Genomic DNA, 22,529 nt, shown 5'->3' with positions numbered 1-22,529 from the left:
TTATCCCCGCAGAACGGATTTGCCAATGATCAGTTGTTGGACTTCCGTCGCGCCTTCGTAGATGCGCAGCGAGCGGATGTCGCGGTAGAGGCTTTCAATCTTCGTGCCAACCTTCACGCCGAGGCCGCCGTGCATCTGCAATGCCATGTCGATCACGCGGCTCGCGTTTTCGGTGGCGCACATCTTGGCCATCGCTGCCGCAGCCGACACATCGCCGACTGCCGCTGCGCCGCGTTGCTCGGCGTCGTCGCGCATCCATGCGGCGCGATAGGTGAGCAGTGCGGCGCTGTCGATCAGCGCGGCCATCTCGCCGAGCTTGGCCTGGGTGAGCTGGAAGTCGGCGAGCGTCTGGCCGAACATGCGGCGGCCCTTCGCATGCGCGATGGCTTCGGCGAGTGCGCGGCGGCCCATGCCGAGCGCCGCAGCCGCAACCGATGCGCGAAAGATGTCGAGCGTGCGCATCGCGAGCTTGAAGCCGCCGTTGAGTTCGCCGAGTTGCGCGGTGCGCGGCACGACGCAGTTCTCGAAGCGCAGCGTGGCGAGCGGGTGCGGCGCCATCACGTCGATGTGCTCGGAGGTGTCGAGGCCGGGCGTGGTCGCATCGACGATGAAGACGGTAATGCCGCGCGTGCCGCCGGTCGGATCGGTCTTTGCGAACACGCAATAGAAGTCGGCGATGCCGCCGTTGCTGATCCAGGTTTTCGTGCCGTTCAGCAGCCAGCCGTCGGCCGTGGGTTCTGCGCGCATGGCCATCGCGGCCACGTCCGAGCCCGCATCGGGTTCGCTCAGCGCGAATGCCGCAATCTTGTCGCCTTTGCCAACGGCGGTGAGGTACTGCGATTGCTGCTCCGGTGTTCCAGCGAGCGTGATCGCACCGCTGCCCAGCCCCTGCATCGCAAAGGCGAAGTCGGCCAGCGGCGAGTGGTAGCCGAGCGTCTCGCGCAGCAGCACCAGCGCACGTGAATCGAGGCGCTCCAGCGCACCACCCGCGCTGCCGGGCACGGCATAGCGCAGCCAGCCGCCGTCGCCGAGGCGGCGCACCCATTCGCGGCAGGCCGCGCGGTCGTCGTGCTCGTCGATCTCTTGCGCTGCGCACCAGGGCAGCAGGTCTCGTGCGAGTGCTCGATGGGCTTCATCGAAGAAGGGCAGCGCGAGATGCGCTGTCGAAGGCGGTGCGGGGATCTTCCTCATCATGGCGTCAGTCCCCACCGAACACGGGCTTGCGCTTGGCTGCGAAGGCTTCGTAGGCACGCTTGAAGTCTTCGGTCTGCATGCAGATCGCCTGCGCCTGCGCTTCGGCCTCGATCGCCTGGTCGATGGTCATCGACCATTCCTGCGCGAGCATCGTCTTGGTCATGCCGTGCGCGAAGCTCGGGCCTTCGGCCAGCTCGCGCGCCATCTTGGTGGCGGCTTCGAGCAGTGCATCGCTTTCGTGCAGCGCATTGAAGAAGCCCCAGGCGTGGCCTTCCTGGGCCGTCATTGCGCGGCCGGTGAAGAGCAGTTCCGATGCGCGGCCCTGGCCGATCACGCGCGGCAGCAGTGCGCACGCACCCATGTCCGCGCCGGCAAGGCCCACGCGGGTGAAGAGGAACGCGGTGCGCGTGGCGGGCGAGCCATAGCGCAGGTCGCAGGCCAGCGCGATCATCGCGCCGGCGCCGGCGCACACGCCGTCGATGGCGCCCACGATCGGTTGTGGGCAGGCACGGATCGCCTTCACCAGGTCGCCCGTCATGCGCGTGAACTCCAGCAGCTCGGGCATGCGCATGCCGGTGAGCGGGCCGATGATCTCGTGCACGTCGCCACCCGAGCAGAAGTTGCCGCCCGCGCCAGTCACGACGATGGCCTTCACGTCGGTCGCGTAGTTCAACGCGCGGAACAGGTCGCGCAGCTCGGCGTACGAGTCGAAGGTCAGAGGGTTCTTGCGCTCGGGGCGGTTCAGCGTGACGGTGCCGACGCCGGCCTCGTAGCTCCATGCGAAGTGCTCGGCGTTGTAGGCTGCCTTCGCTTCGAATTGCGCGCGCATGGGATTGCCTGCGCCGATGTAGTGCTTCATTCGGTCTCCGCCATCGATTGGTTGTGTGAGTGCTGCTTGACCTTGCCAAGCAGCTTGTGCAGTTGCGTGATCTCTTTGCCGCTGAGGCCCGCGAAGGCCCCGACGATCCAGTCTTCGTGCTGTTGCGCCATGTCGTTGAAGAGCTTGCGTCCGCGCGCGGTGAGGCGCACGCGCCAGGCGCGCCGGTCGCCTTCGACATTGATGCGCTCGACCAGCCCCTCGGTCACGAGCTGGTCGGTGATGCCGGTGACGTTGCCGCCGGTCACCATCATCCGGCGCGAGAGTTCGTTCATCTTGAGGCCCTCGGGCGAGCGCTCGAGTTGCGACATCAGGTCGAAGCGCGGCAGCGTGGTCGCGAACTGGGAGCGCAGTTCGTTGCGCACCTGCTTCTCGATGAGCTGGGTGCAGGTGAGCAACCGCAGCCAGAGCCGCAAGGCTTCCGGGTGTTCGCTGTGCGCGCGCGCTTCGAGGTCCATGTCAATGCGTCTCCTCGGTGTTCTGCGCTGCCACCGCAGCGTTCGCGGCCGCGGCCATCTGCTGTTGCTTCGCGATCTCGCGGTACATCTGGTCGCGGCCGCTCAGGTACTGCTTGGGCCAATCGACATCACGGCTCTGCAGCTTGGCGGCTTCGTGCAGCGTCCAGGCCGGGTCCGCCAGATGCGGACGAGCGATGGCGCACAAGTCGGCGCGACCGGCGGCAATGATGCTGTTGGCCTGATCCGCATCGGTGATCGCGCCCACCGCGATGGTCGCGATGCCGACCTCGTTGCGGATGCGGTCGGAGAACGGCGTCTGGTACATGCGGCCATAGACCGGCTTGGCGGCGCGCGTGGTCTGGCCCGACGAGACGTCGATGAAATCGGCGCCGGCTTCCTTGAAGAGACGCGCGACGATGACCGCATCTGCATCGGTGTTGCCGCCGGGTGCCCAGTCGTGCGCGGAGATGCGCACGCTCATCGGCTTGTCTTCCGGCCACACGGCGCGCATCGCGCGAAACACTTCGAGCGGGTAGCGGCAGCGCGCTTCGATGTCGCCGTTGTACTCGTCGGTGCGCTGGTTGGTGAGCGGGCTGATGAAGGCCGACAGCAGGTAGCCGTGCGCGCAGTGCAGCTCGAGCCAGTCGAAGCCGCATTCGACGGCGCGGCGAGTCGAATCGACGAACTGGTCGCGCAGCGTGTCCATTTCGGCGCGCGTGATGGCGGCGGGCAACTGGTTCTGTTCGCCATAGGGCAGCGCACTGGCGCCGAGCACCGGCCAGTTACCGTCTTCGAGCGGCTCGTCGGTGCCTTCCCAGCCGACGCGCGTCGAGCCCTTGGGGCCGCTGTGGCCGAGCTGCATCGCGATCTTCGCGCTCGACTGGCTGTGCACGAAATCGACGATGCGCTTGAAGGCGGCTTGTTGCGTGTCGTTGTAGAGACCGGTGCAGGCCGGCGTGATGCGGCCCTCGGGCGTCGGGCTCGTCATTTCGACGAACACCATCGCGGCGCCGCCGAGCGCGCGCGCGCCCAGGTGCACCAGCAGGAAATCTTGCGGCACGCCATCGACCGCGCTGTAGGTGGCCATCGGCGAAACCAGGATGCGGTTCTTCAGCGTGAGCCCGCGCACCTTGTACGGCATGAGCATCGGCGCCATCGCCTTGCCGCCCGCGAGCCATTGTTCGTAGCCGCCTAGCCATTGCGTGTCGCGCACGCGCAGGTTCTCGTGGCTGATGCGCTGCGAGCGGGTGAGCAGCGAGTAGGCGAACTGCTCGATTTGCATGCCGGTGTAGCGCGGCACGTTCTCGAACCATTCGGTCGAGTTGCGCGCCGCGTTCTGGATCTTCAGCACCTCGACGCTGCGGCGTGCCTCATAGCCTTCGAGCACATGGTCGACGGTGCCGCCCTGCTCGAATTCGTTCGCGAGGTCGATCGCATCTTCGAGCGCGAGCTTGGTGCCCGAGCCGATCGAGAAGTGCGCCGTGTGCGCCGCGTCGCCCATCAGCACCACGGGGACCGAGCGGCCTTCGACGTCGATGCGGTGCGTCCAGCGCTCGCAGACCACGCGCGGAAAGCGGATCCAGTTGGCCGAGCCGCGCAGGTGCGTGGCGTTGCTGATGAGCGAGTGGCCGCCCAGGTACTTGGCGAAGAGCTTCTCGCAGAAGGCGACGGCCTCGGGCTGCTCCATCTGGTCGAGGCCGTGGGCCTTCCACACCGCTTCGGGCGTCTCGACGATGAAGGTCGAGGTCTTGTCGTCGAACTGGTAGGCATGCGCCTGGAACCAGCCGTGCTCGGTTTCCTCGAACGCGAAGGTGAAGGCGTCGAAGGTCTGGTGCGTGCCCAGCCACACGAAGCGGCAGTTGCGCAGGTCGACATCGGGCTTGAACACATCGGCGTAGCGCTGGCGAATGCGGCTGTTGAGGCCGTCGCTTGCGATCACGAGGTCGGCCTTGTACTGCGCGGCGATCGCCTGGTCGTCGGCGGCATCGGTTTCGAACACGAGATCCACGCCCAGCGCGAGGCAGCGCTCCTGCAGGATGTTCAGCAGGCGCTTGCGCCCGATGCCGCAGAAGCCGTGGCCGCCCGAGCGCACCTGGCGGCCCTTGAAGAAGACCTGGATGTCGTCCCAGTGGTGGAACTCGTTGCCGATCAGTGCCGCGGTTTCGGCATCGGCCGCCTTGAGGTTGCCCAGCGTCTGGTCGCTCAGCACCACGCCCCAGCCGAAGGTGTCGAAGGGCCGGTTGCGCTCCACCACCGTGATCTGCAGCGCGGGGTTGCGCGCCTTCATCAACAGCGCGAAATACAAGCCCGCCGGACCGCCGCCGATGCACAGGATGCGCTGGAGGTCCGAGGCGGGAGCGGATTGAAGCGGGCTTAGGCTGTTCATGATTGAATAGTTTAGGCATAAACGATTTGCTGTCAATCCGGGTTTGGTAACGCCCCGCGATGGCTCCGCGATGGCCCCGCGGCGGGACCGCGCGGCAGGGATGCAAACACTTGCAAAAATCAATACCATCGGCCCATGCAACACTTGATACCCAAGATCGAGTCGCAGCTGGCTTCGCTGCCTGTCCCCATCGCGCTGGAGCTGCCGGATGGCCGGCGCGTAGCCCAGGCGGGGGCCCGCGTCACGCTGGCCTTCAAGGAGTGGACGGTGCTGGCCAAGCTGGCCGCCCGGCAGGTGGGGGCCATCGGAGAGGCCTATGTCGAGGGCAAGGTGCAGATCGAAGGCGCCATGCGCGACCTGATCGATGCCACCGTCGGCATGCTCCCCGGCAACCCGGCCGAAACCGACACCGGCTGGTGGAGCCGCCTGCAGCACCGGGCCAAGTCGCATGGCTCGCATTCGCTGCGCAAGGACGCGGCGCAGATCGAGTTCCACTACGACGTCTCCGACGACTTCTACGCGCTCTGGCTCGATGCGCGCCGCGTCTATTCATGCGCCTACTTCCGCACGCCCGAACTCACGTTGGCCGAGGCGCAGGAAGCCAAGCTCGACCACATCTGCAAGAAGCTCATGCTGCAGCCGGGCGAGCGCTACCTGGACATCGGCTCGGGCTGGGGCGCGCTCCTCCTGTGGGCGGCCGAGCACTACGGCGTCGATGCGACCGGCATCACCCTGTCGAAGAACCAGCTTGCCTATGTGCAGCGCCTCATCGAAGAGAAGGGCCTGCAGGGCCGCGTGCGCGTCGAGCTGCGCGACTACCGCGAGCTCTCGGCCGATCAGCCTTTCGACAAGATCTCCTCGGTCGGCATGTTCGAGCATGTGGGTGCGGCCAACATGCCGACCTACTTCCGCAAGATCCATTCGCTGCTGAAGCCCGGCGGCCTGGTCATGAACCACGGCATCACGTCGGGCGAGCTCAATTACCGGCAGCTCGGCGCGGGCATGGGCGACTTCATCGAGAAGTACATCTTCCCCGGCGGCGAACTGCTGCACGTGACGCACGTGCTGCGCGAGACGGCGGCCGCGGGCCTGGAGATGGTCGACACCGAGAGCCTGCGCCCGCACTATGCGCGCACGCTCTGGGCCTGGTCCGACGCGCTCGAGGCGCAGCTCGATGCGGCGCGCGAGGTGCTGCAGCGCAGCGGCGGCCGCCAGGCCGAGAACGCCGAGCGCGTGCTGCGCGCCTACCGCCTGTACCTCGCGGGCTCGGCCATGAGTTTCGAGCAGGGATGGATCTCCTTGCACCAGATGTTGTCGACAAAGCCTGACGGCGATGTAGGGCGCGCAGGCGTCTTGCGCGGCGCGCAATCGGTGTACCCTTTTGCCCGTGACTACATCTACAACAAGTGAGTGAACACAACCATGCTCTATCGTTTCAAGTCCCGGGCCGCTCCTGATTTCGTGATGCTCGAAGTCCATGCGCGCCAACTGCTCGACATCGTCGGCAAGTCCCCGGCGCCGCAAGGCATCATCACGGTCGAGCAGATTCCTGCGGCCATCGCCGCGCTCGAGGCCGCACTGGCGCGCGAGGGCAGCAACAGCCACAACAACGACGACTACGCCGTCGAAGGCCACACCAGCGAGGCCGAGAAGCAGCATGTCGGACTGCACCAGCGTGCAGCCCCCCTGCTTCACATGCTCAAGGACTCGCAGGCCGACAACAAGGATGTGACCTGGAGCACCTGAAGCACCTGAAGCAGGTCGTCGTCAGTCGACCTTTGCGCCGGAGTCCTTGACGACTTTCGCCCACTTCACGTGCTCGCTCGCAATGAGCTTCGTGAAGTCGGCCGGCGAATTGCCGCTGGGGATCGCACCCTGCGCGAGCATCTTTTCCTTGATGGCGGGCGTGCCGAGCGACTTGGCCACTTCCTGCTGAATCCGGTTCACGATCTCGGGCGAGGTGCCGGCCGGCGCCAGCAGGCCGAACCATGAACTCGCCTCGAAACCCTTGAGCGTCGGGCCGCCCGCTTCCTCCACCGTCGGAAGATCCGGCAGCGCCGGCGAACGCTGCGCGCTGGTCACGGCCAGCGCCGTGAGCTTGCCCCCCTTGATCTGCGCCATCGACGAGGGCAGGTTGTCGAACATCACGTCGGCATTGCCGCCCACCATGTCCAGCAGCGCCGGGCCCGAGCCCTTGTACGGGATGTGGGCCATGAAGGTGCCCGTCATGCTCTTGAAGAGCTCGCCCGCCAGGTGGATCGAGGTGCCGCTGCCGCTCGACGCCATGTTCAGCTTGCCCGGGTTCGCCTTGGCGTACTTGATGAAGTCCTGCACGTTGTGGATGTTCAGTGCCTTGGCCTTGTCGGCGTTCATTTCCATCACGTTCGGCACGGCCGCCACCAGCGTGATCGGCGCGAAGTCCTTGATCGGATCGAAGGGCAGCTTGGGGTACAGCGCCCGGTTGATGCCGTGCGTGCCCACCGTGCCCATCAGCAGCGTGTAGCCGTCGTTCGGCGCGCGCGCCACGATTTCGGCGCCTACATTGCCGCCCGCGCCCGCGCGGTTGTCCACGATGAACTGCTGGCCGAAGGCCTTGGAGAGCTCGGGCGCGACCGCGCGCGCCAGGATGTCGGTGGTGCCGCCGGCCGCGAAGGGCACGACGATGCGCACCGGCTTGGTCGGCCAGGTGCCCTGGGCCCATGCGGCGGGCGCCATCAAGGCAATGGCAGCAGCCGCGGCCGATGCCGTCAGCGCGGTCCGGCGATTCGTTTTGAAAGATAAGTTCATGCGCGTCTTTTTACAGGCGAACCGGCCCCGCCGCCGCGAGTGAAAACCCCGGGAATCGACGCGTTCAGGCCACCCGCATCCGCTCGGCGAAGCGCTCGCGGCGAAAGCGCTCCAGCACGAAGTCGACGAACACGCGCGTCTTGGGCGGCAGCAGCTTCTTGCTCGGGTAGTAGAGCCACACCACGCCCGCGTCGAAATGCCATTCGGGCAGCAGCCGCACCAGCTCGCCGCTGCGAAGGCCCCGCTCGACGAAAGGCATCGGCAGCATCGCCACGCCCAGTCCCAGCAGCGCGGCGTGGGCGATGGCCTCGGGGTCGTTGAAGATCGCGCGCGGCCGTGGCAATTCCACCGTGGCCTGCTGGCCGCCCGCGTGCTGCAGCGTCCAGCTGCGCAGCCGGCCGGTGGGCGAGGAGCGCCGCAGCAGCGCGTCGAAGCCCGCCAGGTCGGCGGGCTGCGCGGGTGGCGCGCGTCCGGCCATGTAGGCCGGCGAAGCCACGGCGACCACGTGGATGCGCGACAGCTCGCGCGCCACCACGCCGGGCGACAGATCGATGCCGCCGCCGATGGCCGCATCGAAGCCCTCGCCGACCAGATCGACCTGCTGGTTGTCGAAGTACCAGTCGGGAAGGATCGACGGATAGCGCGCGAGAAAGTCGCCCATCATCGGCAGCACATGCTCGCGCCCGAAGGCTTGGCCCATGCTCACTTTCAGCGTGCCGGCGGGCTGGCCGTCGTCCTTGGCGAGCCCGGCGACCGCCTCCTGCAGCGTGGCGAGCGGCCCGCCGATCTGCGCCAGGAAGCGTTCGCCGCCTTCCGTCAGCGTGAGCCGTCGCGTGCTGCGCTGGAAGAGGCGCACGCCCAGCCGCGCTTCGAGCCGCGCAACGTTCTTGCTGACCGCCGCCGGCGTGAGCCCGAGGCGCCGCGCGGCGGCCGAGAAGCTGCCGCTCTCGGCGCTTTGCACGAAGGATTCGAGGTGATTGAGCGGTTCCATGCGCCCATTTTCGACCTCATCTTCAACTTTGGGTTGAATTTGATTGCGCCGATTGATGGCTACCGGAGAAGGAGTGGAATCCCGACACTGAAGTCATTCCTCCACTCAATGAACGGAAAAATCATGGCTTCCACCACTTCTTCTTCTTCCTCCTCTTCTTCTGTCCTGGCCGGCAAGGTCGCCTTCGTCACCGGTGGTTCGCGCGGCATCGGCGCGGCCATCGTGCGCCGCCTCGTGCGCGACGGCGCTGCCGTGGCCTTCAGCTACGCGAGCTCGGCCGCACCGGCCGACGAACTGGTGCGCAGCATCCAGTCCGAAGGCGGCCGCGCGCTCGCGCTGAAGATCGACAGCGCCGATGCCGCGGCCCTCACAGCCGGCATCGACGAAGCGGCCCGCACGCTCGGCAAGATCGACATCCTGGTGAACAACGCCGGCGTGTTCCTCGGCGGCGCCCTGGACGACTTCTCGCTCGAAGACTTCGACAAGACGCTCGACGTCAACGTGCGCGCCGTGTTCGTCGCAGCGAAGGCAGCCTCGCGCCACATGGGCGAGGGCGGCCGCATCATCAACATCGGCAGTACCAACGCCGAGCGCATGCCCTGGCCCGGCGGCGCGGCCTATGCGATGAGCAAGTCGGCGTTGAAGGGCCTGGTGCAAGGGCTTTCACGCGACCTCGGCCCGCGCGGCATCACCGTGAACAACGTGCAGCCCGGTCCGGTCAACACCGACATGAACCCGGTCGACGGCCCCAACGCCGCCGCGATGCACGGCCTGATGGCGCTGCCCCGCCACGGCCACCCCGATGAAATCGCGAGCATGGTGGCGTACCTCGCCAGCCCCGAAGCGGCCTTCGTGACCGGTGCGAGCCTGAACGTCGACGGCGGCTTCGCAGCCTGAGGCCGGACCCGCAGGCTCAGTCCAGCAGCTTCTTCGCGGCGGCCGCGATGGCCTCCACGCCGATGCGCGACTGCGCCTCCAGCACCGGCGCATAGCCGACCGGAATGCGCGGCGCCCCGAGCCGCGCGATGCGGCAGCCCGTGGCCTCCGCGGCGCTGGCCGCGATCTCCGCGCCGAAGCCCGCGGCCTGCACCGCCTCGTGCACCACCAGCAATCGCCCGGTGCGCGCACATGACGAAAGCACCGTCTCGCGATCCCACGGCCACAGCGTGCGCAGGTCGATCAGGTCCACCGCGATGCCTTCGGCCGCAAGCGCATCGCACGCGGCGGCACAGGCCTGCATCTGCCGGCTCCAGCTCACGAGCGTGAGCGCATTGCCCTCGCGCACGCGCGCCGCCTTGCCGAGCGGCACGGCGATGTCTTCGTCCACTTCGCCGCGCAGGCCCCACAGCGTCTTGTGCTCGATGTAGACGACCGGGTCGCCACACTGGAGCGCCGCACGCAGCAGGCCGTAGTTGTCCTGCGGCGTGGATGGGCTCACCACCACCACGCCAGGCAGGTGCGCGAACCAGGCCTCGAGCGATTGCGAATGCTGCGCCGCCGATGCGTCCCAGATGCCGCCCGGCATGCGCGCCACCAGCGGAACCCGGCCTTGGCCGCCGAACATGAATCGGTTCTTGGCGGCCTGGTTCACCAGCTCGTCCATGCCGCAGAGCGCGAAATCGACCACGCGCATCTCGACCACGGGCCGCAGCCCCGCGAGCGCCATGCCCACGCCGGCACCCATGATTGCGGCCTCGCTGATCGGCGTGTCGATCACGCGCTCGGCGCCGAAGGTTTGCTGCAGTCCCTTGTACTGGCCGAAGATGCCGCCGCGGCCCACATCCTCGCCGAGCACGACCACGCGCGCGTCGGCTTCCATCTCGCGCTGCACGGCGAGCACCGCGGCTTCGGAGTAACTCAGTTCCTTCTTCTTCAATGCCATTGGCCTGCTCCGATGGTCTGCACGTCGGTGAATGCGGCGCTGGCATCGGGCCAGGGTGCTGCATCGGCGATGGCCAGTGCGGTATCGACTTCGTCGCGCGCCGCGTTCTCGATGGCGTCGAGCATGGCCGCGCTCACGCCGGTCGAGAGCAGGTGGCCGCGCGTGCGCGCGATCGGATCGGTCTCGAGCGCCGCAGCCAGTTCGGCCGGATCGCGGTACGCCGCGAGATCGACCGACACGTGGCCCTTCACGCGATACGTCAGCGCATGCAGCAGGCGCGGGCCGGCGCCGCCGCGCACTTCATTCACGAGCCGCGCGGCGGCTTCGTGCACCGCGAACACGTCGTTGCCATCGACCTGCGTGGCCGCGATGTCCATCGACATGGCGCGCGCCGAGGCGCCGTCGCCCGCCGTCATCGGTCCGCTCGCCGTGGTCGCGCTCCAGCGGTTGTCTTCGCAGACGAAGAGCACCGGCAGCTCGTACACGCGCGCCCAGTTCAGCGCTTCGAGAAAGGGGCCGCGGTTGATGGCGCCATCGCCGAAGAAACAGACCGTGATGTCGTCGCTTTTCTTCAGCAGCTTCTGCGCATGCGCCGCCCCGACCGCGATCGGCAGCCCCGCCGCCACCACGCCGTTGGCGCCCAGCATGCCGACCGAGAAATCCGCGATGTGCATCGAGCCGCCCTTGCCGCCGTTGAAGCCCGTGGCCTTGCCGAAGAGCTCGCACATCATCCGCGTGAGGTCCGCACCCTTGGCCAGCGTGTGGCCGTGGCCGCGGTGCGTGGAGGTGAGGTAGTCGCTGGTGCGCAGGTGCGCGCACACGCCCGCGGGCACGGCCTCCTGTCCAGTCGACAGGTGCAGCGGGCCGCGCACTTTCGCGGCGCCGCCGGCCTGCTGGCCGTAGGCGCTCACGCCGCCCTGGCTTGCTGTTTCGGCGGCATTCTCGAACGCGCGGATGCGCACCATCGTGCGGTACAGCGCCTCGCCGGCGCCGGGGGAAATGCTCGGGTCCATCGGTGTCTCGTCTCCAGTCTTTTTGTGCCCGCGATCATGCCCGAGGACAGGCGGCGAGGCATTCGCGGGGGTGACCTTCGGCACTGGCCGCGCCGGTGCGGCGCCCCTATCGTCGGGCGTTAACCTCCAGCCCATGATTCGTCTGCGAACCCTTCTTCTTTGCCTCGCCGGTGCCGCCGTGGTGGCGGCCGCCGGCTACCGCGTCGTGACCTACACCAATCTCAACCCCGGCCAGGAGGTGGGCGCGGTGGTCGACGAGTTCAACGGCGTGAAGGTCTACTACAACGGCGGCGTCAACAACTCCGAGGGCCGCACTCTCTCGCGCGATGGCTACAACCTGGGCATCAAGTACCAATGCGTGGAGTTCGTGAAGCGCTACTACTTCGAGCGCTTCAATCACCGCATGCCCGATGCCTTCGGCAACGCCAAGGACTTCTTCGATGCCAACACGGCGCAGGGCGCGCTGAACCCGAAGCGGGCGCTCGTGCAGTACCGCAACGCCGGGTCCGAGAAGCCGCAGGTCGACGACCTCATCGTGTTCCCGCCCACGCTTTTCAATCCGTACGGCCACGTCGCGATCGTTGCCGCGGTCAGCGAGCGCGAGGTCGAGATCGTCCAGCAGAACCCCGGCCCGTTCTCGGGCAGCCGGGCCCGCTTTGCCCTGGAGGCCGTCGACGGCCGCTGGACGGTGGCGGGCAGCGCACTGGGCTGGCTCCGGGTGGCCGCAGCCCTTTCACCGACGCCCGTTCCGCTCTGATTCGTTGCGTCGCGGCGCTCGGGGAATTCCCCGATGCCAATCTTCCGGCTGCGATGGGATAGTTAGTTCGCCTTTCAAACTAACTAATTTCTTACACGGCAGGAGAGACACCGATGCAACTCAAACAAACTTTGGCCGCCATGGCCTTCGGCCTTACCGCCGTGAGCGCACTGGCCCAGACCGTGGTCGGCGTGAGCTGGTCCAACTTCCAGGAAGAGCGCTGGAAGACCGACGAGGCGGCCATCAAGGCGCAGCTCGAAAAGCTCGGCGCCAAGTACATCAGCGCCGACGCGGGCGGCTCGCCCGAGAAGCAGCTGGGCGACATCGAGGGCCTGATGTCCAAGGGCGCCAAGGCGCTCATCGTGCTGGCGATGGACAAGGACGCGATCCTGCCCGCCATTACCAAGGCCACGCGCCAGAAGGTGCCCGTGGTCGCGTACGACCGCCTCATCGAAGCGCCCGGCGTCTTCTACATCACCTTCGACAACGTCGAGGTCGGCCGCATGGAAGCGCGCGAGGTGCTCAAGGTCAAGCCCAAGGGCAACTACGTGATCATCAAGGGCTCGCCGAGCGACCCGAACGCCGACTTCCTGCGCGCGGGCCAGCAGGAGGTGCTGGAGCCCTCCGTGAAGAAGGGCGACATCAAGATCGTCGGCGACGAATACACCGAAGGCTGGAAGCCCGAGGTCGCGCAGAAGAACATGGAGCAGATCCTCACCAAGAACGCCAACAAGGTCGATGCGGTGGTGGCTGCCAACGACGGCACCGCCGGCGGCGCGGTCGCGGCGCTCACGGCCAAGGGCCTGCGCGGCGTGCCGGTGTCGGGCCAGGACGCGGACTTCGCGGCGCTCAACCGCATCGCGCTGGGCACGCAGACGGCCACCATCTTCAAGGACTCGCGCGAGCTCGGCCGCGAAGCCGCCTCCGCGGCCATCGCGCTGTCGCAGGGCAAGCCGGTCGAGAAGGCCGCGCAGTGGAACTCGGGCCCGAAGAAGGTCGCGCTGTCGTCCCGCCTGCTCACGCCGGTGCCCGTCACGCGCGACAACCTCGATGTCGTCGTGAAGGCCGGCTGGATCAAGAAGGACGAGCTCTGCAAGGGCGTTCCCGCCGCCAGCGCACCCGCGGCCTGCAAGTAAGTAAGCAAGCCAAGCCAGCCAGTCGTCAGTCAATCCGCGCGATGCATGCGTCAGGCCGGGCCCGCAAGGCCCGGCCGGGCCGCGGTCGCGCATCCGCTTTGAGGGGGTACCCAAAAAATGAGCAATGAAACTCCGGGATGGTGGCGCCGCACGGGCATCGACCTGCGCCTGATCCTGATGTGCGTGCTGCTGGTCGTCATGGCGGTGGCCTTCAGCGTCATGTCGGGCGGCGTGTTTCTCTCGCCCGAGAATCTCTACAACGTCGCGCAGCAGACCGCCGTGGTGGGCATCGTCTCCACCGTGATGGTGCTGATCATCGTGGCGCGCCACATCGACCTGTCGGTCGGTTCGGTGATGGGTTTCGTGGGCGTGCTCATCGCGTACCTGCAATACACCTCGGGCTGGTCGTGGCCCACGGCCTGCCTCGCGGGCCTGGCCGTGGCGCTGCTGGTGTCGATCTATCAAGGCTGGCTCACCGCGGTGCTCGGCGTGCCCTCGTTCGTGGTCACGCTCGGCGGTCTCATGTCGTTCCGCGGCGCGGCTTTTCTCGTGGCCGACGGCAAGACGCAGCCGGTGAACGATGAATTCTTCCAGCGCCTGGGCGGCGGCTACGACGGCGGCATCGGCACCACCGCGAGCTGGGTGATCGCGGCGCTGGTCGCGCTCGTGCTCTTCGGCCGCATGGTGCAGAAGCGCCGCGCGCGCCAGCGCTACGACATGCCCACCGAGCCGCTGTGGCTCGACGTACTCATCACGGCCGTGCCGGTCGCGGTGGTCTTCGGCTTCGCGGCGGTCATGAACAACTACCAGATCTCCTCGAAGTCGGAGCCGCAGGGCATTCCGATTCCGGTGCTGATCTGGGCGGTGGTGGCCATCGTGCTGTCGTTCATCGTGCACCGCACGCGCTTCGGGCGTTACGTGTTCGCGATGGGCGGCAATCCCGATGCGGCTGCGCTGGTCGGCATTCCGGTCAAACGCGTCACGCTGATGCTGTTCGCGCTGCTGGCGGTGCTGGTCACCATCGCGGCCATCGTGTCGATCGCGCGGCTCAACGCCGGCACCAATTCATTGGGCACCGGCATGGAGCTCTACGTGATCGCGGCAGCCGTCATCGGCGGCACGGCGCTCGCGGGCGGCAGCGGCTCGATCTTCGGTTCTGTGCTGGGCGCGCTCATCATGCAGTCGCTCGACAGCGGCATGCTGCTGCTCGATGTGCCCATCGGCAAGCGCATGGTCATCATCGGCCAGGTGCTGATCGTGGCGGTCGTGTTCGACGTGCTCTACCGCCGCAAGTTCGGGGAGAACTGAAATGGCCGACATCGACACCTCCAAACCCCTCGTCGAACTGCGCGAGATCCGCAAGGCCTTCGGCGGCGTGAAGGCCGTGGACGGCGTGAGCGTGAACCTCTACCCCGGCGAAGTGGTCGCGCTGCTCGGCCACAACGGCGCGGGCAAATCGACGCTCATGAAGATGCTCGCGGGCGCCTACCCCATCGACTCGGGCGACACGCTGATCGCGGGCGAGAAGGTCAACATCCGCACGCCCGCCGAAGCGCAGGCGCAAGGCATCGAGACCATCTACCAGACGCTCGCGCTCGCCGACAACCTCGATTCCGTTTCCAACCTCTTTCTCGGCCGCGAGAAGATGACGCGCTGGAACACGCTGGACGACCACTTCATGGAAGTGCAGGCGCGCAAGGTGTTCCATCGCCTGAACAAGAACTTCACCAACATCCGCGTGCCGGTGCGCCGCCTCTCGGGCGGCCAGCGGCAGGTGGTGGCGATCTCGCGGGCGCTGTATTTCAATGCGCGCATCCTCATCATGGACGAGCCCTGCGCCGCGCTCGGCCCCGAGGAAACCGCGATGGTCGGCGGCCTCGTGAAGCAGCTCAAGGCCGATGGCGTGGGCATCTTCCTCATCACGCACGACATGCCCGACGTGTTCTCGCTGAGCGATCGCCTCGCGGTGATGAAGAACGGCAAGCTCGTGGGCACCTACCGCACCCAGGATGTCACCGAAGACGAAGTGCTCGGCATGATCATCGCGGGCAAGCGGCCCGAAGGCAGGGAGCAGGCCCACCACGCCGCGACCGCCGCCGCGGCAACCGCCTGACGACGCACGTCGCGACATGAAGACCATCGGCGACCAGCAGTTGCTCAAGCGCATGAACCGCAGCGTGCTGCTGCGGCTGCTGCGCGCGCAGCCGGGGTTGTCGCGTGCACGCCTGGCCATCGAGAGCGGCCTCACGAAATCCACCGTGAGCCTCTTGGTGCGCGAGCTGCTCGACGAAGGTTGGCTCAAGGAGTCCGATGCGGCCGTGAACGACGGGCTCGGCCGGCCCTCGACGCCGCTGCAGATCAATGTCGGCGTGCGCGCATTGATGGGCGTGGAGATCGCGGTGGAAACCGTGCGGCTCGTGTGCGTTTCGCTGCAGGGCGAGGTGCTGTACTCCAACACCCACGCGCTGACAGACGGCTCGCCCGCTGGCGTGTGCGCGCAGGTCGCGCGCATGGCCTCGGCCGCGCACAAGCAGCTCGACGCGCTGGGTCTTAGCCTCTCGAGCATCGGCGTGTGCGTGCCGGGCGCGGTGGACGATTGCACCGGCGTCGTCCGCTTCGCGCCCAACCTCGGCTGGCGCAACGTGAGCTTGCTGCCTGCACTCGAAAAATCGCTCGCCGCCGCGGGCCTGCCCGGCGTCACGGTGCAACTGCAGAACGATGCCGACGCGGCCGTGCTCGGCGAATACGAATTCGCTGCGGGCGAGGGCGAAGACCCGCTCATCTTCGTGAGCTGCGACGTCGGCGTGGGCGCGGGCGTGGTGTTGAACGACCGCCTCTTCACCGGTGCGCAGGGCATGGCCGGCGAGATTGGCCACACGATCCTCGAACTCGACGGGCCGCTGTGCTCGTGCGGCCGGCGTGGCTGCGCCGAAGCCTTCTTCGGTTCGCGCACGCTGGAGCGCGAAGGCGTGGACATGCAGCGCGCCGCGGCCTTCTTCGGCGTGCTGCTGCAGAACCTGTGGGTGACCTTCAATCCGCGCGCCATCGTGTTGGGCGGCAAGTCGTGCGCGGCGCATCGCGGCTTCGTGCAGGCCGCGTTCGAGGCCGTGAAGCGCCATGCCGATGGCGCGGGCATGCCGGCTCCCGGGCTGCGCATTGCGCGCTATGAAGAGCTCGCGCCCGCGGTCGGCGCCGCGGCGCTGGCGTTGCACGAATACTTAAGGCCGCTGCAACCCGATGCGAGAACGCGTCGCGCGCGCGCCGAGCGCGTTCTAGCCACTGCCTGAGCCTTCGGCCTACGCGCGCCGCGCGATCGATGCCCTACCGTTTGAGGATTCCGCCTCCAGGAGTCCCAGCATGACGCGTTCCTCCGCCCAGTTCACCCAGCCCGCCGAGTCCTCGTCGCCCTCCGCATTGCTTGTCGTTGTCGCCGTGGTCCTCGGTCTCGCGGGCCTTGCGCTCGTGGTCGCGGGCGCATGGCTCATCGCGCTCGGCGGCTCGTGGTACTACCTCGTGGCGGGGCTCGGGCTCATCGCGTCGGCCTTGCTGCTCAGGCGTGGTGGCGGCATCGGGTTGCTGTTCTATGCGGCGGTGGTGTTGCTCACGCTGGTGTGGGCGTTGTGGGAAGTGGGCTTCGACTGGTGGCCGCTGGCCGCGCGCGGCGATGTGTTCTTCGTGATCGGCCTGTTCCTGCTTTCGCCCTGGGTGGCGCGTGCGCTCGCGCGGCGCGATGCAACCGGCATCGGCCGCACGCGCGCCGTGCTCGGCGTGGTGCTCGCGGCATTCCTGCTGGCGGCGGTGTTCTCGTGGACGCGCGAGCCCGGCCGCATAGAAGGCATCGCGCCGTTGCCCGATGCATCGGGCAACGCAGCAGCCGCTGCCGCGCTCGCCAGCCCGCCTCCGCCGAAGGACGACTGGACCGCCTACGGCGGCACCGGCTTCGGCCAGCGTTATTCGGCGCTCGACCAGATCACACCGGCCAACGTCGGGCAGCTCGAAGAGGCCTGGCACTTCCGCACCGGCGACGTGCGCGGCCAGCCCGGCGATCCGGAAGAGACGACCTTCGAAGTCACGCCGCTCAAGATCGGCGAGCGGCTCTTTCTCTGCACGCCGCACCAGGCGGTGATCGCGCTCAACGCCACCACGGGCGAGCAGATCTGGCGCTACACGCCCGACATCCAGAAATCGCTCGCGCTGCAGCACCTGACCTGCCGCGGCCTCTCGTATTACGCCGGCAGCACGGCACAGGGCGCCACACCGACGCCGTCGCCTTCGCCTTCAGCACCGGCAGGCGAGTGCGACGCCAAGCTCTTCATGCCTACCGCCGACGGCCGCGTGATCGCGCTCAGCCCCGAAAGCGGCAAGCCCTGCATGGCCTTCGGCGGCGGCAGCGGCCAGATCGATCTCTGGAAGAACATGCCCAACGTCAAGGTGGGCTCCTACTACTCGACCTCGCCCGTCGTCGTGACGCGCTCGCTCATCGTGGTGGGGGGCACGGTGCTCGACAACGTCTCGACCAAGGAAACCTCGGGCGTGATTCGCGCCTTCGACGTCAACACCGGCGCGCTCGTGTGGAACTGGGATTCGGGCAACCCCGACGAGACAGCGCCCATCGCGGCCGACCGCACCTACACCGTCAACTCGCCCAACAGCTGGTCCATCTCCAGCGTGGACGAGGCGCTGGGGCTGGTCTACGTGCCCACGGGCAACCAGCCGCCGGACCAGTGGGGCGGCAAGCGCACCGAGGGCGCGGAGCGTTATTCGTCGTCGGTGGTGGCGCTCGATCTCACGACCGGCCGCGTGCGCTGGAGCTTCCAGACGGTGCACCACGATCTCTGGGACTACGACGTGCCTTCGCAGCCCAGCCTCATCGATCTGCGCGTGGGCAGCGAGACCATTCCCGCGCTCGTGCAGCCGACCAAGCAGGGCGAGCTCTTCGTGCTCGACCGGCGCAACGGCCGGCCCATCGTGCCGGTGAACGAGCGGCCCGCGCCGCAGGGCGCCGCCACCGGCGACCGCACCGCGCCGACGCAACCGGTGTCGGGGCTCTCGTTCGATCCGCCCGCGCTGAAGCCGTCCGACATGTGGGGCGGCACGATCTTCGACCAGCTCGCCTGCCGCATCGCGTTTCACCGGCTGCGCTACGAGGGCCGCTTCACGCCGCCGTCGACACAGGGTTCGCTGATCTACCCGGGCAACTTCGGCGTCTTCAACTGGGGGAGCATCGCGGTCGATCCGCAGCGGCAGATCGCTTTCACCACGCCGGCGTCGCTCGCCTTCGTGTCGCAGCTGGTGCCGCGCGCGGACGACACCACGCTGTACGTGCAGGGCAAGAGCCGGCCGAACGACAGCCTGCCCGCGCTCAACGAGAACTTCGGCGCGCCGTTCGCGATCAAGCTCAGCGCGTTCACTTCGGTGCTGGGGCTGCCGTGCCAGGCGCCGCCATGGGGGCATGTGGCGGGCGCGGACCTGCGCAGCGGCAAGGTCATCTGGATGCACAAGAACGGCACGGTGCGCGACAGCTCGCCTCTGCCGCTGCCGTTCGCGATGGGGGTGCCGAATCTCGGCGGGCCGGTGATGACCGCGGGGGGCGTGGCGTTCCTGTCGGGCACGCTCGACCAGTACGTGCGGGGGTACGACGTCGGCAATGGGAAGGAGCTGTGGCGCAGCCGGTTGCCGGCAGGCGGGCAGGCGACGCCGATGACCTATCGCGGCAGCGACGGGCGGCAATTCGTGCTGGTGGCCGCCGGCGGACACGGCTCGCTCGGCACGCGCACCGGGGACCATGTGATCGCCTACGCGTTGCCCAAGCGCTGAGACACGCACCGACCGGCCGCCCACTGCACGGCCTCGGCCGAGTTCTTCGCGCGCGTGCCCCGGGGCCGGTGGACGCGAGCATGCGGGCGCATGGTCTTTTTCATGAAGTCGCTACAGACCTCGTTCTCGATGCGGTGCAGGCGCGCGGCGTTCCGAAAACTGGTCTCGCCCTAGGAGCCGGGCAGCACGACGCGCACGCGCACGTTGTTTGATCGCCTCAGCCGCAAGGTGGGAGTGGCCCCGATGGGTACTTGCTCGCATGGCGCGCCCGCGAAGGGTTTGCTCCGCCCAACGAAGGCGGCGTCGCCGAGATCGCCGAACGCGTCGGCTTCAGCTTCGCGAGCATGTTCAGCGTCGCCTCCACCCGTCACGTCGGATGGCCGCCGAGCCAGTACGCAGTACGCGCGCGAGCAGGGCTATCGAGTCCAATGGCATTGATTATTTCAAGAGTCCTTTGTTTGCTGACCGGCCCGTAGATATTGAAGTCAGTTTTCATCGCATCAAACAGCTTGGTGCGGCCACTCTTATTATTGATATAGAGATCATCGAGATCGCCACCGCTCATGGAGAGCACGTAGTGCATTCCATGAATGTGACCGAGAAAATTGCATTGAATTTGAGCGCTATTTACCCTTGGCTCGAGGTGCGCACGATGATTAATGAAATTTGATTTGCATTAAAATAACTGATCATTTTGAAAAATCCAACCCATGTGCTCCTATTTCATTAATCAATAGAATTTGACGTTTATCAAGCAATTCAGGGGTATTTTTTGTCAATGCAAAAATAACTCCTTCCAAATAACCTCGCCTGTCCGCCACGCGGTTAAGAGGGAGGTCATGTGGAATAGCATTTCTCCATAATTCTTCATCGCAAGAATTATGAAAAATTAAGTTCAGACCATCAAGAATGTTTCTCTTTGAAGTCGGGCCGAATTTTTTAAAATTGTGCGCCATCTCTTCAAAGAGAATTCTCTGATTCTCAGGTAAATTAATGTCAAATTCCTCTAATTCCTCATCGATTTTCCCAAATAAAAAATCGTAGAGGCCGCGTATATAATTGAGGTTAACTGAATTCATAATCGAGGGCATGCGGTATAAACGCCGCCAGATTTATTTCTTCGAACCGTGACCCGCGAAGTGGTGACACGACACCCTCCACCACTTCGGTATCCTTCTCCAATAGTCCTTCTCAAATCGGAACGTTGCCGCTTCGATTTTATTGAATGGCTCGCTTATTTTTTGATTTTGATGCGAAATGCTTCTTTCAGAGAAACCTCATCATCTAAATCTCCATCCTCATAACATCGAACAACCCCGCCGCTCAGTGATGAGTGGATCAATCTATATAAATTCACCGACTTTAAATTGATTTCCATCCATATTGACTGATTGCCCTCCTGAATTAACCTGGCGTCATACTCAGCTGGAGTCTGCAACTCTTGGTCTTTTAAATAGACCTCTCTTGCTTGCGCCTTGACGCATGCCTCACTCAGCATTAATGAGTTCATAAAATGCTGCGCCGAGATAGTGCTATCGAGCAGCAATCTATATTCATAGCTCATGATCCGTGCGACCTTCCTCGAAAAAATGGCAGATCCATAGGGTTACGAATACCAATGTGGGTTTCGACCGGGTCTACTGATACACGCCCGTGATCATTAAGTTGCCATCCTGCAGGATCTTCCTTATGAATATGTGCGTTATTTCCTGATTTATAAGGGCATAGGCATTTATTTCCGTATTTATGAACTCTGACCTCTGATCCATCCGTGTGCTTCCAAGTTTCATTCGCGCCATTGCCTTTTGTTTTATTAAACCCCGCATTACTCAGGATCGATCCGACACGTGGCACGCTTCGCCCTTTCATTCGAGGTAAATCGGATGCTGCAGAAAGTCCGGTCGGATCAATCCATTTCACCGGATTGGAGGCATATTGGAATACATTAATTCCACCTCGCAATCTAATTGGATCCTTCGATACAAACCGCCCCATCACCGGGTCGTAATACCTGAACCGGTTGTAGTGCAGCCCCGTCTCTACGTCCAGATACTGCCCCTGGAATCGGATCGGATTCTTCAGCCCGGCTTTCCTGGCGGCCTCGCTGATCGTGAGCCTTGCCTCACCCCAAGCCTTGTAATTCGCCTCCCATGCGATGTTGCCGGCCTCATCGGTCAGCTCCAATGGTGTGCCCAGGTGGTCGCACTGGTAGAAGTGAATGTTCTCCAGTGGCGCTGGCGGCTCCCCGTCGCTGCCGATGCCCGCCTCGTACATCCCGTTGTACAGCGGGTCCTGATCCAGGTCGTAGTTGCCTTGCGCATCGACATAGCTTTGCGTCGCCGCCTTTGGCCGCTGCAGCATCGCCCGACGCATGTCTGCATTGGATTTGGCCTGCAGCAACGGCACGAAGCTGCCGGGCTCGAACACGTAGTGCACCGTCCGCTGTCGAGCCTGGTCGCTTTCCCAAGCCATCTGGTCACCATCCCAACCGAAGAGCACCGTGCCCAGGCCGCGTTCGTGGATCTGGCGCTGGTACTCGGCCGCGTGATAGTGGCTGCCGTCCATCGAACTGGTGATGACGATGGGTTCGCTGCGCTTGGCAATGCGTCGGCCGAGCGGGTCGTACAGGAATGAGGTGCGCGTGTCCTGGGTGCGCGCGTCGGTCAATCGCCCGAGCGCATCCCACGTAAAGCGCGTGCGCTGGCCGTTGTGCAGCCGCTTGACCATGTTGCCGCGGCTGTCGTATTCGAAGTGCGTGCCAGCGTAGTCCTTCACCAGGTTGTTCAGGATCGCTGGGATGCTGTGAATCGCCCCAGCCTCTCTGGCCGCCGGCGCCATCGGGTCCAGAATATTGCTGGCCGGATCGAACGCAAAGGTCTCGGTGCCCAGTTGGCTCTGGGCCTGCAGCAGACGGCCCACAGGGTCGTAGCGGTAGCTCAGGCTGCCTCGGCGGCTGTCGCCGATGTCGGTGAGCTGGCCGGCTCGGTCGTAGCTGTACTTGCGCTGGATGCCGAGTGCGCTGGCGTTGGGGGCAGAAGGAGAAGGACTGCCTCGACTCTCGCCCAGCCTCTCCACCCGGCGGAGCACCTGAGCCTTCAGCCGCCCTGCTGGGTCGTACTGCTGCTCCTGCCCCACCTCGTTGGCCTGTATCCGCTTGACCTCACGGTGCAAGTCGTCGCGCTCGATCTGCACGGCCTCCATGTCATCGAGCATCAGGCCGTGCACGTGACC

21 protein-coding genes and 1 pseudogene are annotated in these 22,529 nt (G+C 65.7%); 11 read left to right on the top strand and 11 right to left on the bottom strand.

Going from position 1 to position 22,529, the window contains the following annotated elements; all coding sequences use genetic code 11:
- Genes QFZ83_RS27270 through QFZ83_RS27255 form a run of 4 tightly spaced genes read right to left on the bottom strand, consistent with a single transcriptional unit; the run spans position 1 to position 4,915 of the window.
- Positions 1–1,194 carry an acyl-CoA dehydrogenase family protein gene (locus QFZ83_RS27270; RefSeq protein ID WP_307511496.1) on the bottom strand — a complete coding sequence of 398 codons (1,194 nt, stop codon included), beginning with the start codon at positions 1,192–1,194 and terminating at the stop codon, positions 1–3.
- 4 nt (positions 1,195–1,198) lie between these two features.
- Positions 1,199–2,053, bottom strand: coding sequence for an enoyl-CoA hydratase family protein (locus QFZ83_RS27265; protein ID WP_307511494.1), 855 nt, complete (start codon positions 2,051–2,053; stop codon positions 1,199–1,201).
- The gene (locus QFZ83_RS27260; RefSeq protein WP_013544096.1) at positions 2,050–2,529 is read right to left on the bottom strand and encodes a MarR family winged helix-turn-helix transcriptional regulator; all 480 of its coding nucleotides are present in this window, start codon (positions 2,527–2,529) and stop codon (positions 2,050–2,052) included. Before QFZ83_RS27260 ends, QFZ83_RS27265 begins: the two co-directional genes overlap by 4 nt.
- Position 2,530: 1 nt before the next feature.
- Entirely contained in the window at positions 2,531–4,915 is a 2,385-nt protein-coding gene (locus QFZ83_RS27255; RefSeq protein WP_307511492.1) for a bifunctional salicylyl-CoA 5-hydroxylase/oxidoreductase, read from the bottom strand.
- Positions 4,916–5,050: 135 nt separating this feature from the next.
- On the opposite strand from QFZ83_RS27255, the gene QFZ83_RS27250 reads away from it, so the two are divergent.
- Together QFZ83_RS27250 and QFZ83_RS27245 are read left to right on the top strand one after the other, a co-directional pair.
- On the top strand, positions 5,051–6,325 hold the full coding sequence (locus tag QFZ83_RS27250) for a cyclopropane-fatty-acyl-phospholipid synthase family protein (RefSeq protein ID WP_306882090.1): 1,275 nt from the start codon (positions 5,051–5,053) through the stop codon (positions 6,323–6,325).
- 12 nt (positions 6,326–6,337) lie between these two features.
- Positions 6,338–6,661 carry a DUF1840 domain-containing protein gene (locus QFZ83_RS27245; RefSeq protein ID WP_013544093.1) on the top strand — a complete coding sequence of 108 codons (324 nt, stop codon included), beginning with the start codon at positions 6,338–6,340 and terminating at the stop codon, positions 6,659–6,661.
- 21 nt (positions 6,662–6,682) lie between these two features.
- Here QFZ83_RS27245 and QFZ83_RS27240 read toward each other — a convergent pair whose 3' ends face one another.
- Together QFZ83_RS27240 and QFZ83_RS27235 are read right to left on the bottom strand one after the other, a co-directional pair.
- The gene (locus QFZ83_RS27240) at positions 6,683–7,702 is read right to left on the bottom strand and encodes a tripartite tricarboxylate transporter substrate binding protein (protein ID WP_307511490.1); all 1,020 of its coding nucleotides are present in this window, start codon (positions 7,700–7,702) and stop codon (positions 6,683–6,685) included.
- A 64-nt stretch (positions 7,703–7,766) separates the two neighbouring features.
- On the bottom strand, positions 7,767–8,693 hold the full coding sequence (locus QFZ83_RS27235; RefSeq protein WP_307511488.1) for a LysR family transcriptional regulator: 927 nt from the start codon (positions 8,691–8,693) through the stop codon (positions 7,767–7,769).
- Positions 8,694–8,816: 123 nt separating this feature from the next.
- Between QFZ83_RS27235 and QFZ83_RS27230 the strand changes: the two genes are divergently transcribed.
- A complete protein-coding gene (locus QFZ83_RS27230; RefSeq protein WP_307511487.1) occupies positions 8,817–9,590 on the top strand; it encodes an SDR family oxidoreductase in 774 nt (257 codons plus the stop codon).
- 16 nt (positions 9,591–9,606) lie between these two features.
- Here QFZ83_RS27230 and QFZ83_RS27225 read toward each other — a convergent pair whose 3' ends face one another.
- Complete coding sequence (locus QFZ83_RS27225) at positions 9,607–10,575, bottom strand: alpha-ketoacid dehydrogenase subunit beta (protein ID WP_307511486.1); 969 nt, start codon at positions 10,573–10,575, stop codon at positions 9,607–9,609.
- Positions 10,566–11,588, bottom strand: coding sequence for a thiamine pyrophosphate-dependent dehydrogenase E1 component subunit alpha (locus QFZ83_RS27220; protein WP_307511484.1), 1,023 nt, complete (start codon positions 11,586–11,588; stop codon positions 10,566–10,568). The genes QFZ83_RS27225 and QFZ83_RS27220 overlap by 10 nt, the downstream gene beginning before the upstream one ends.
- Positions 11,589–11,721: 133 nt before the next feature.
- Between QFZ83_RS27220 and QFZ83_RS27215 the strand changes: the two genes are divergently transcribed.
- The 8 genes and pseudogenes from QFZ83_RS27215 to QFZ83_RS27180 all read left to right on the top strand — a co-directional run bounded on the left by QFZ83_RS27215 (position 11,722) and on the right by QFZ83_RS27180 (position 19,968).
- Positions 11,722–12,345: a CHAP domain-containing protein gene (locus QFZ83_RS27215; RefSeq protein ID WP_307511483.1), complete on the top strand. Its 624-nt coding sequence runs from the start codon at positions 11,722–11,724 to the stop codon at positions 12,343–12,345.
- 113 nt (positions 12,346–12,458) lie between these two features.
- Complete coding sequence (xylF, locus tag QFZ83_RS27210; RefSeq protein WP_013544086.1) at positions 12,459–13,481, top strand: D-xylose ABC transporter substrate-binding protein; 1,023 nt, start codon at positions 12,459–12,461, stop codon at positions 13,479–13,481.
- A gap of 117 nt (positions 13,482–13,598) precedes the next feature.
- Positions 13,599–14,789, top strand: a complete 1,191-nt coding sequence (locus QFZ83_RS27205; protein ID WP_307511480.1) for a sugar ABC transporter permease — start codon at positions 13,599–13,601, stop codon at positions 14,787–14,789.
- A 1-nt stretch (position 14,790) separates the two neighbouring features.
- Positions 14,791–15,594, top strand: a complete 804-nt coding sequence (locus QFZ83_RS27200; protein ID WP_307511477.1) for an ATP-binding cassette domain-containing protein — start codon at positions 14,791–14,793, stop codon at positions 15,592–15,594.
- A gap of 16 nt (positions 15,595–15,610) precedes the next feature.
- Complete coding sequence (locus QFZ83_RS27195) at positions 15,611–16,768, top strand: ROK family transcriptional regulator (protein ID WP_306882080.1); 1,158 nt, start codon at positions 15,611–15,613, stop codon at positions 16,766–16,768.
- A 70-nt stretch (positions 16,769–16,838) separates the two neighbouring features.
- Positions 16,839–19,298, top strand: a complete 2,460-nt coding sequence (locus tag QFZ83_RS27190) for a glucose/quinate/shikimate family membrane-bound PQQ-dependent dehydrogenase (protein WP_307511475.1) — start codon at positions 16,839–16,841, stop codon at positions 19,296–19,298.
- Positions 19,299–19,499: 201 nt separating this feature from the next.
- Positions 19,500–19,774, top strand: a pseudogene (locus QFZ83_RS27185) (hypothetical protein); the annotation flags it as partial.
- Entirely contained in the window at positions 19,675–19,968 is a 294-nt protein-coding gene (locus tag QFZ83_RS27180) for a hypothetical protein (RefSeq protein ID WP_306882078.1), read from the top strand. The pseudogene QFZ83_RS27185 and the gene QFZ83_RS27180, both read left to right, overlap by 100 nt.
- Before the next feature lie 19 nt (positions 19,969–19,987).
- On the opposite strand, the gene QFZ83_RS27175 is transcribed toward QFZ83_RS27180, so the two are convergent.
- The 3 genes from QFZ83_RS27175 to QFZ83_RS27165 all read right to left on the bottom strand — a co-directional run bounded on the left by QFZ83_RS27175 (position 19,988) and on the right by QFZ83_RS27165 (position 22,523).
- Positions 19,988–20,377, bottom strand: coding sequence for a hypothetical protein (locus QFZ83_RS27175; protein WP_307511473.1), 390 nt, complete (start codon positions 20,375–20,377; stop codon positions 19,988–19,990).
- A gap of 155 nt (positions 20,378–20,532) precedes the next feature.
- Entirely contained in the window at positions 20,533–20,862 is a 330-nt protein-coding gene (locus QFZ83_RS27170) for a hypothetical protein (protein WP_306882076.1), read from the bottom strand.
- A complete protein-coding gene (locus QFZ83_RS27165) occupies positions 20,859–22,523 on the bottom strand; it encodes an RHS repeat-associated core domain-containing protein (RefSeq protein WP_307511471.1) in 1,665 nt (554 codons plus the stop codon). The genes QFZ83_RS27170 and QFZ83_RS27165 overlap by 4 nt, the downstream gene beginning before the upstream one ends.
- Positions 22,524–22,529 lie beyond the last annotated feature (6 nt).

The organism is Variovorax sp. W1I1 (assembly GCF_030815625.1).
GTDB classification, from domain to species: Bacteria; Pseudomonadota; Gammaproteobacteria; order Burkholderiales; family Burkholderiaceae_C; genus Variovorax; species Variovorax paradoxus_C.
This window is presented reverse-complemented; position numbering and strand designations above follow the sequence as displayed.

Excerpts from the sequence above, each read along its gene's own strand:
- QFZ83_RS27250 (WP_306882090.1), top strand. The coding sequence starts at position 5,051 with ATGCAACACTTGATACCCAAGATCGAGTCGCAGCTGGCTTCGCTGCCT.
- QFZ83_RS27230 (WP_307511487.1), top strand. The coding sequence starts at position 8,817 with ATGGCTTCCACCACTTCTTCTTCTTCCTCCTCTTCTTCTGTCCTGGCC.
- QFZ83_RS27225 (WP_307511486.1), bottom strand. The coding sequence starts at position 10,575 with ATGGCATTGAAGAAGAAGGAACTGAGTTACTCCGAAGCCGCGGTGCTC.
- QFZ83_RS27240 (WP_307511490.1), bottom strand. The coding sequence starts at position 7,702 with ATGAACTTATCTTTCAAAACGAATCGCCGGACCGCGCTGACGGCATCG.
- QFZ83_RS27175 (WP_307511473.1), bottom strand. The coding sequence starts at position 20,377 with ATGAATTCAGTTAACCTCAATTATATACGCGGCCTCTACGATTTTTTA.
- QFZ83_RS27195 (WP_306882080.1), top strand. The coding sequence starts at position 15,611 with ATGAAGACCATCGGCGACCAGCAGTTGCTCAAGCGCATGAACCGCAGC.
- QFZ83_RS27215 (WP_307511483.1), top strand. The coding sequence starts at position 11,722 with ATGATTCGTCTGCGAACCCTTCTTCTTTGCCTCGCCGGTGCCGCCGTG.
- QFZ83_RS27170 (WP_306882076.1), bottom strand. The coding sequence starts at position 20,862 with ATGAGCTATGAATATAGATTGCTGCTCGATAGCACTATCTCGGCGCAG.
- xylF (WP_013544086.1), top strand. The coding sequence starts at position 12,459 with ATGCAACTCAAACAAACTTTGGCCGCCATGGCCTTCGGCCTTACCGCC.
- QFZ83_RS27270 (WP_307511496.1), bottom strand. The coding sequence starts at position 1,194 with ATGATGAGGAAGATCCCCGCACCGCCTTCGACAGCGCATCTCGCGCTG.
- QFZ83_RS27200 (WP_307511477.1), top strand. The coding sequence starts at position 14,791 with ATGGCCGACATCGACACCTCCAAACCCCTCGTCGAACTGCGCGAGATC.
- QFZ83_RS27255 (WP_307511492.1), bottom strand. The coding sequence starts at position 4,915 with ATGAACAGCCTAAGCCCGCTTCAATCCGCTCCCGCCTCGGACCTCCAG.
- QFZ83_RS27245 (WP_013544093.1), top strand. The coding sequence starts at position 6,338 with ATGCTCTATCGTTTCAAGTCCCGGGCCGCTCCTGATTTCGTGATGCTC.
- QFZ83_RS27265 (WP_307511494.1), bottom strand. The coding sequence starts at position 2,053 with ATGAAGCACTACATCGGCGCAGGCAATCCCATGCGCGCGCAATTCGAA.
- QFZ83_RS27180 (WP_306882078.1), top strand. The coding sequence starts at position 19,675 with ATGGCCGCCGAGCCAGTACGCAGTACGCGCGCGAGCAGGGCTATCGAG.
- QFZ83_RS27205 (WP_307511480.1), top strand. The coding sequence starts at position 13,599 with ATGAGCAATGAAACTCCGGGATGGTGGCGCCGCACGGGCATCGACCTG.
- QFZ83_RS27190 (WP_307511475.1), top strand. The coding sequence starts at position 16,839 with ATGACGCGTTCCTCCGCCCAGTTCACCCAGCCCGCCGAGTCCTCGTCG.
- QFZ83_RS27220 (WP_307511484.1), bottom strand. The coding sequence starts at position 11,588 with ATGGACCCGAGCATTTCCCCCGGCGCCGGCGAGGCGCTGTACCGCACG.
- QFZ83_RS27235 (WP_307511488.1), bottom strand. The coding sequence starts at position 8,693 with ATGGAACCGCTCAATCACCTCGAATCCTTCGTGCAAAGCGCCGAGAGC.
- QFZ83_RS27260 (WP_013544096.1), bottom strand. The coding sequence starts at position 2,529 with ATGGACCTCGAAGCGCGCGCGCACAGCGAACACCCGGAAGCCTTGCGG.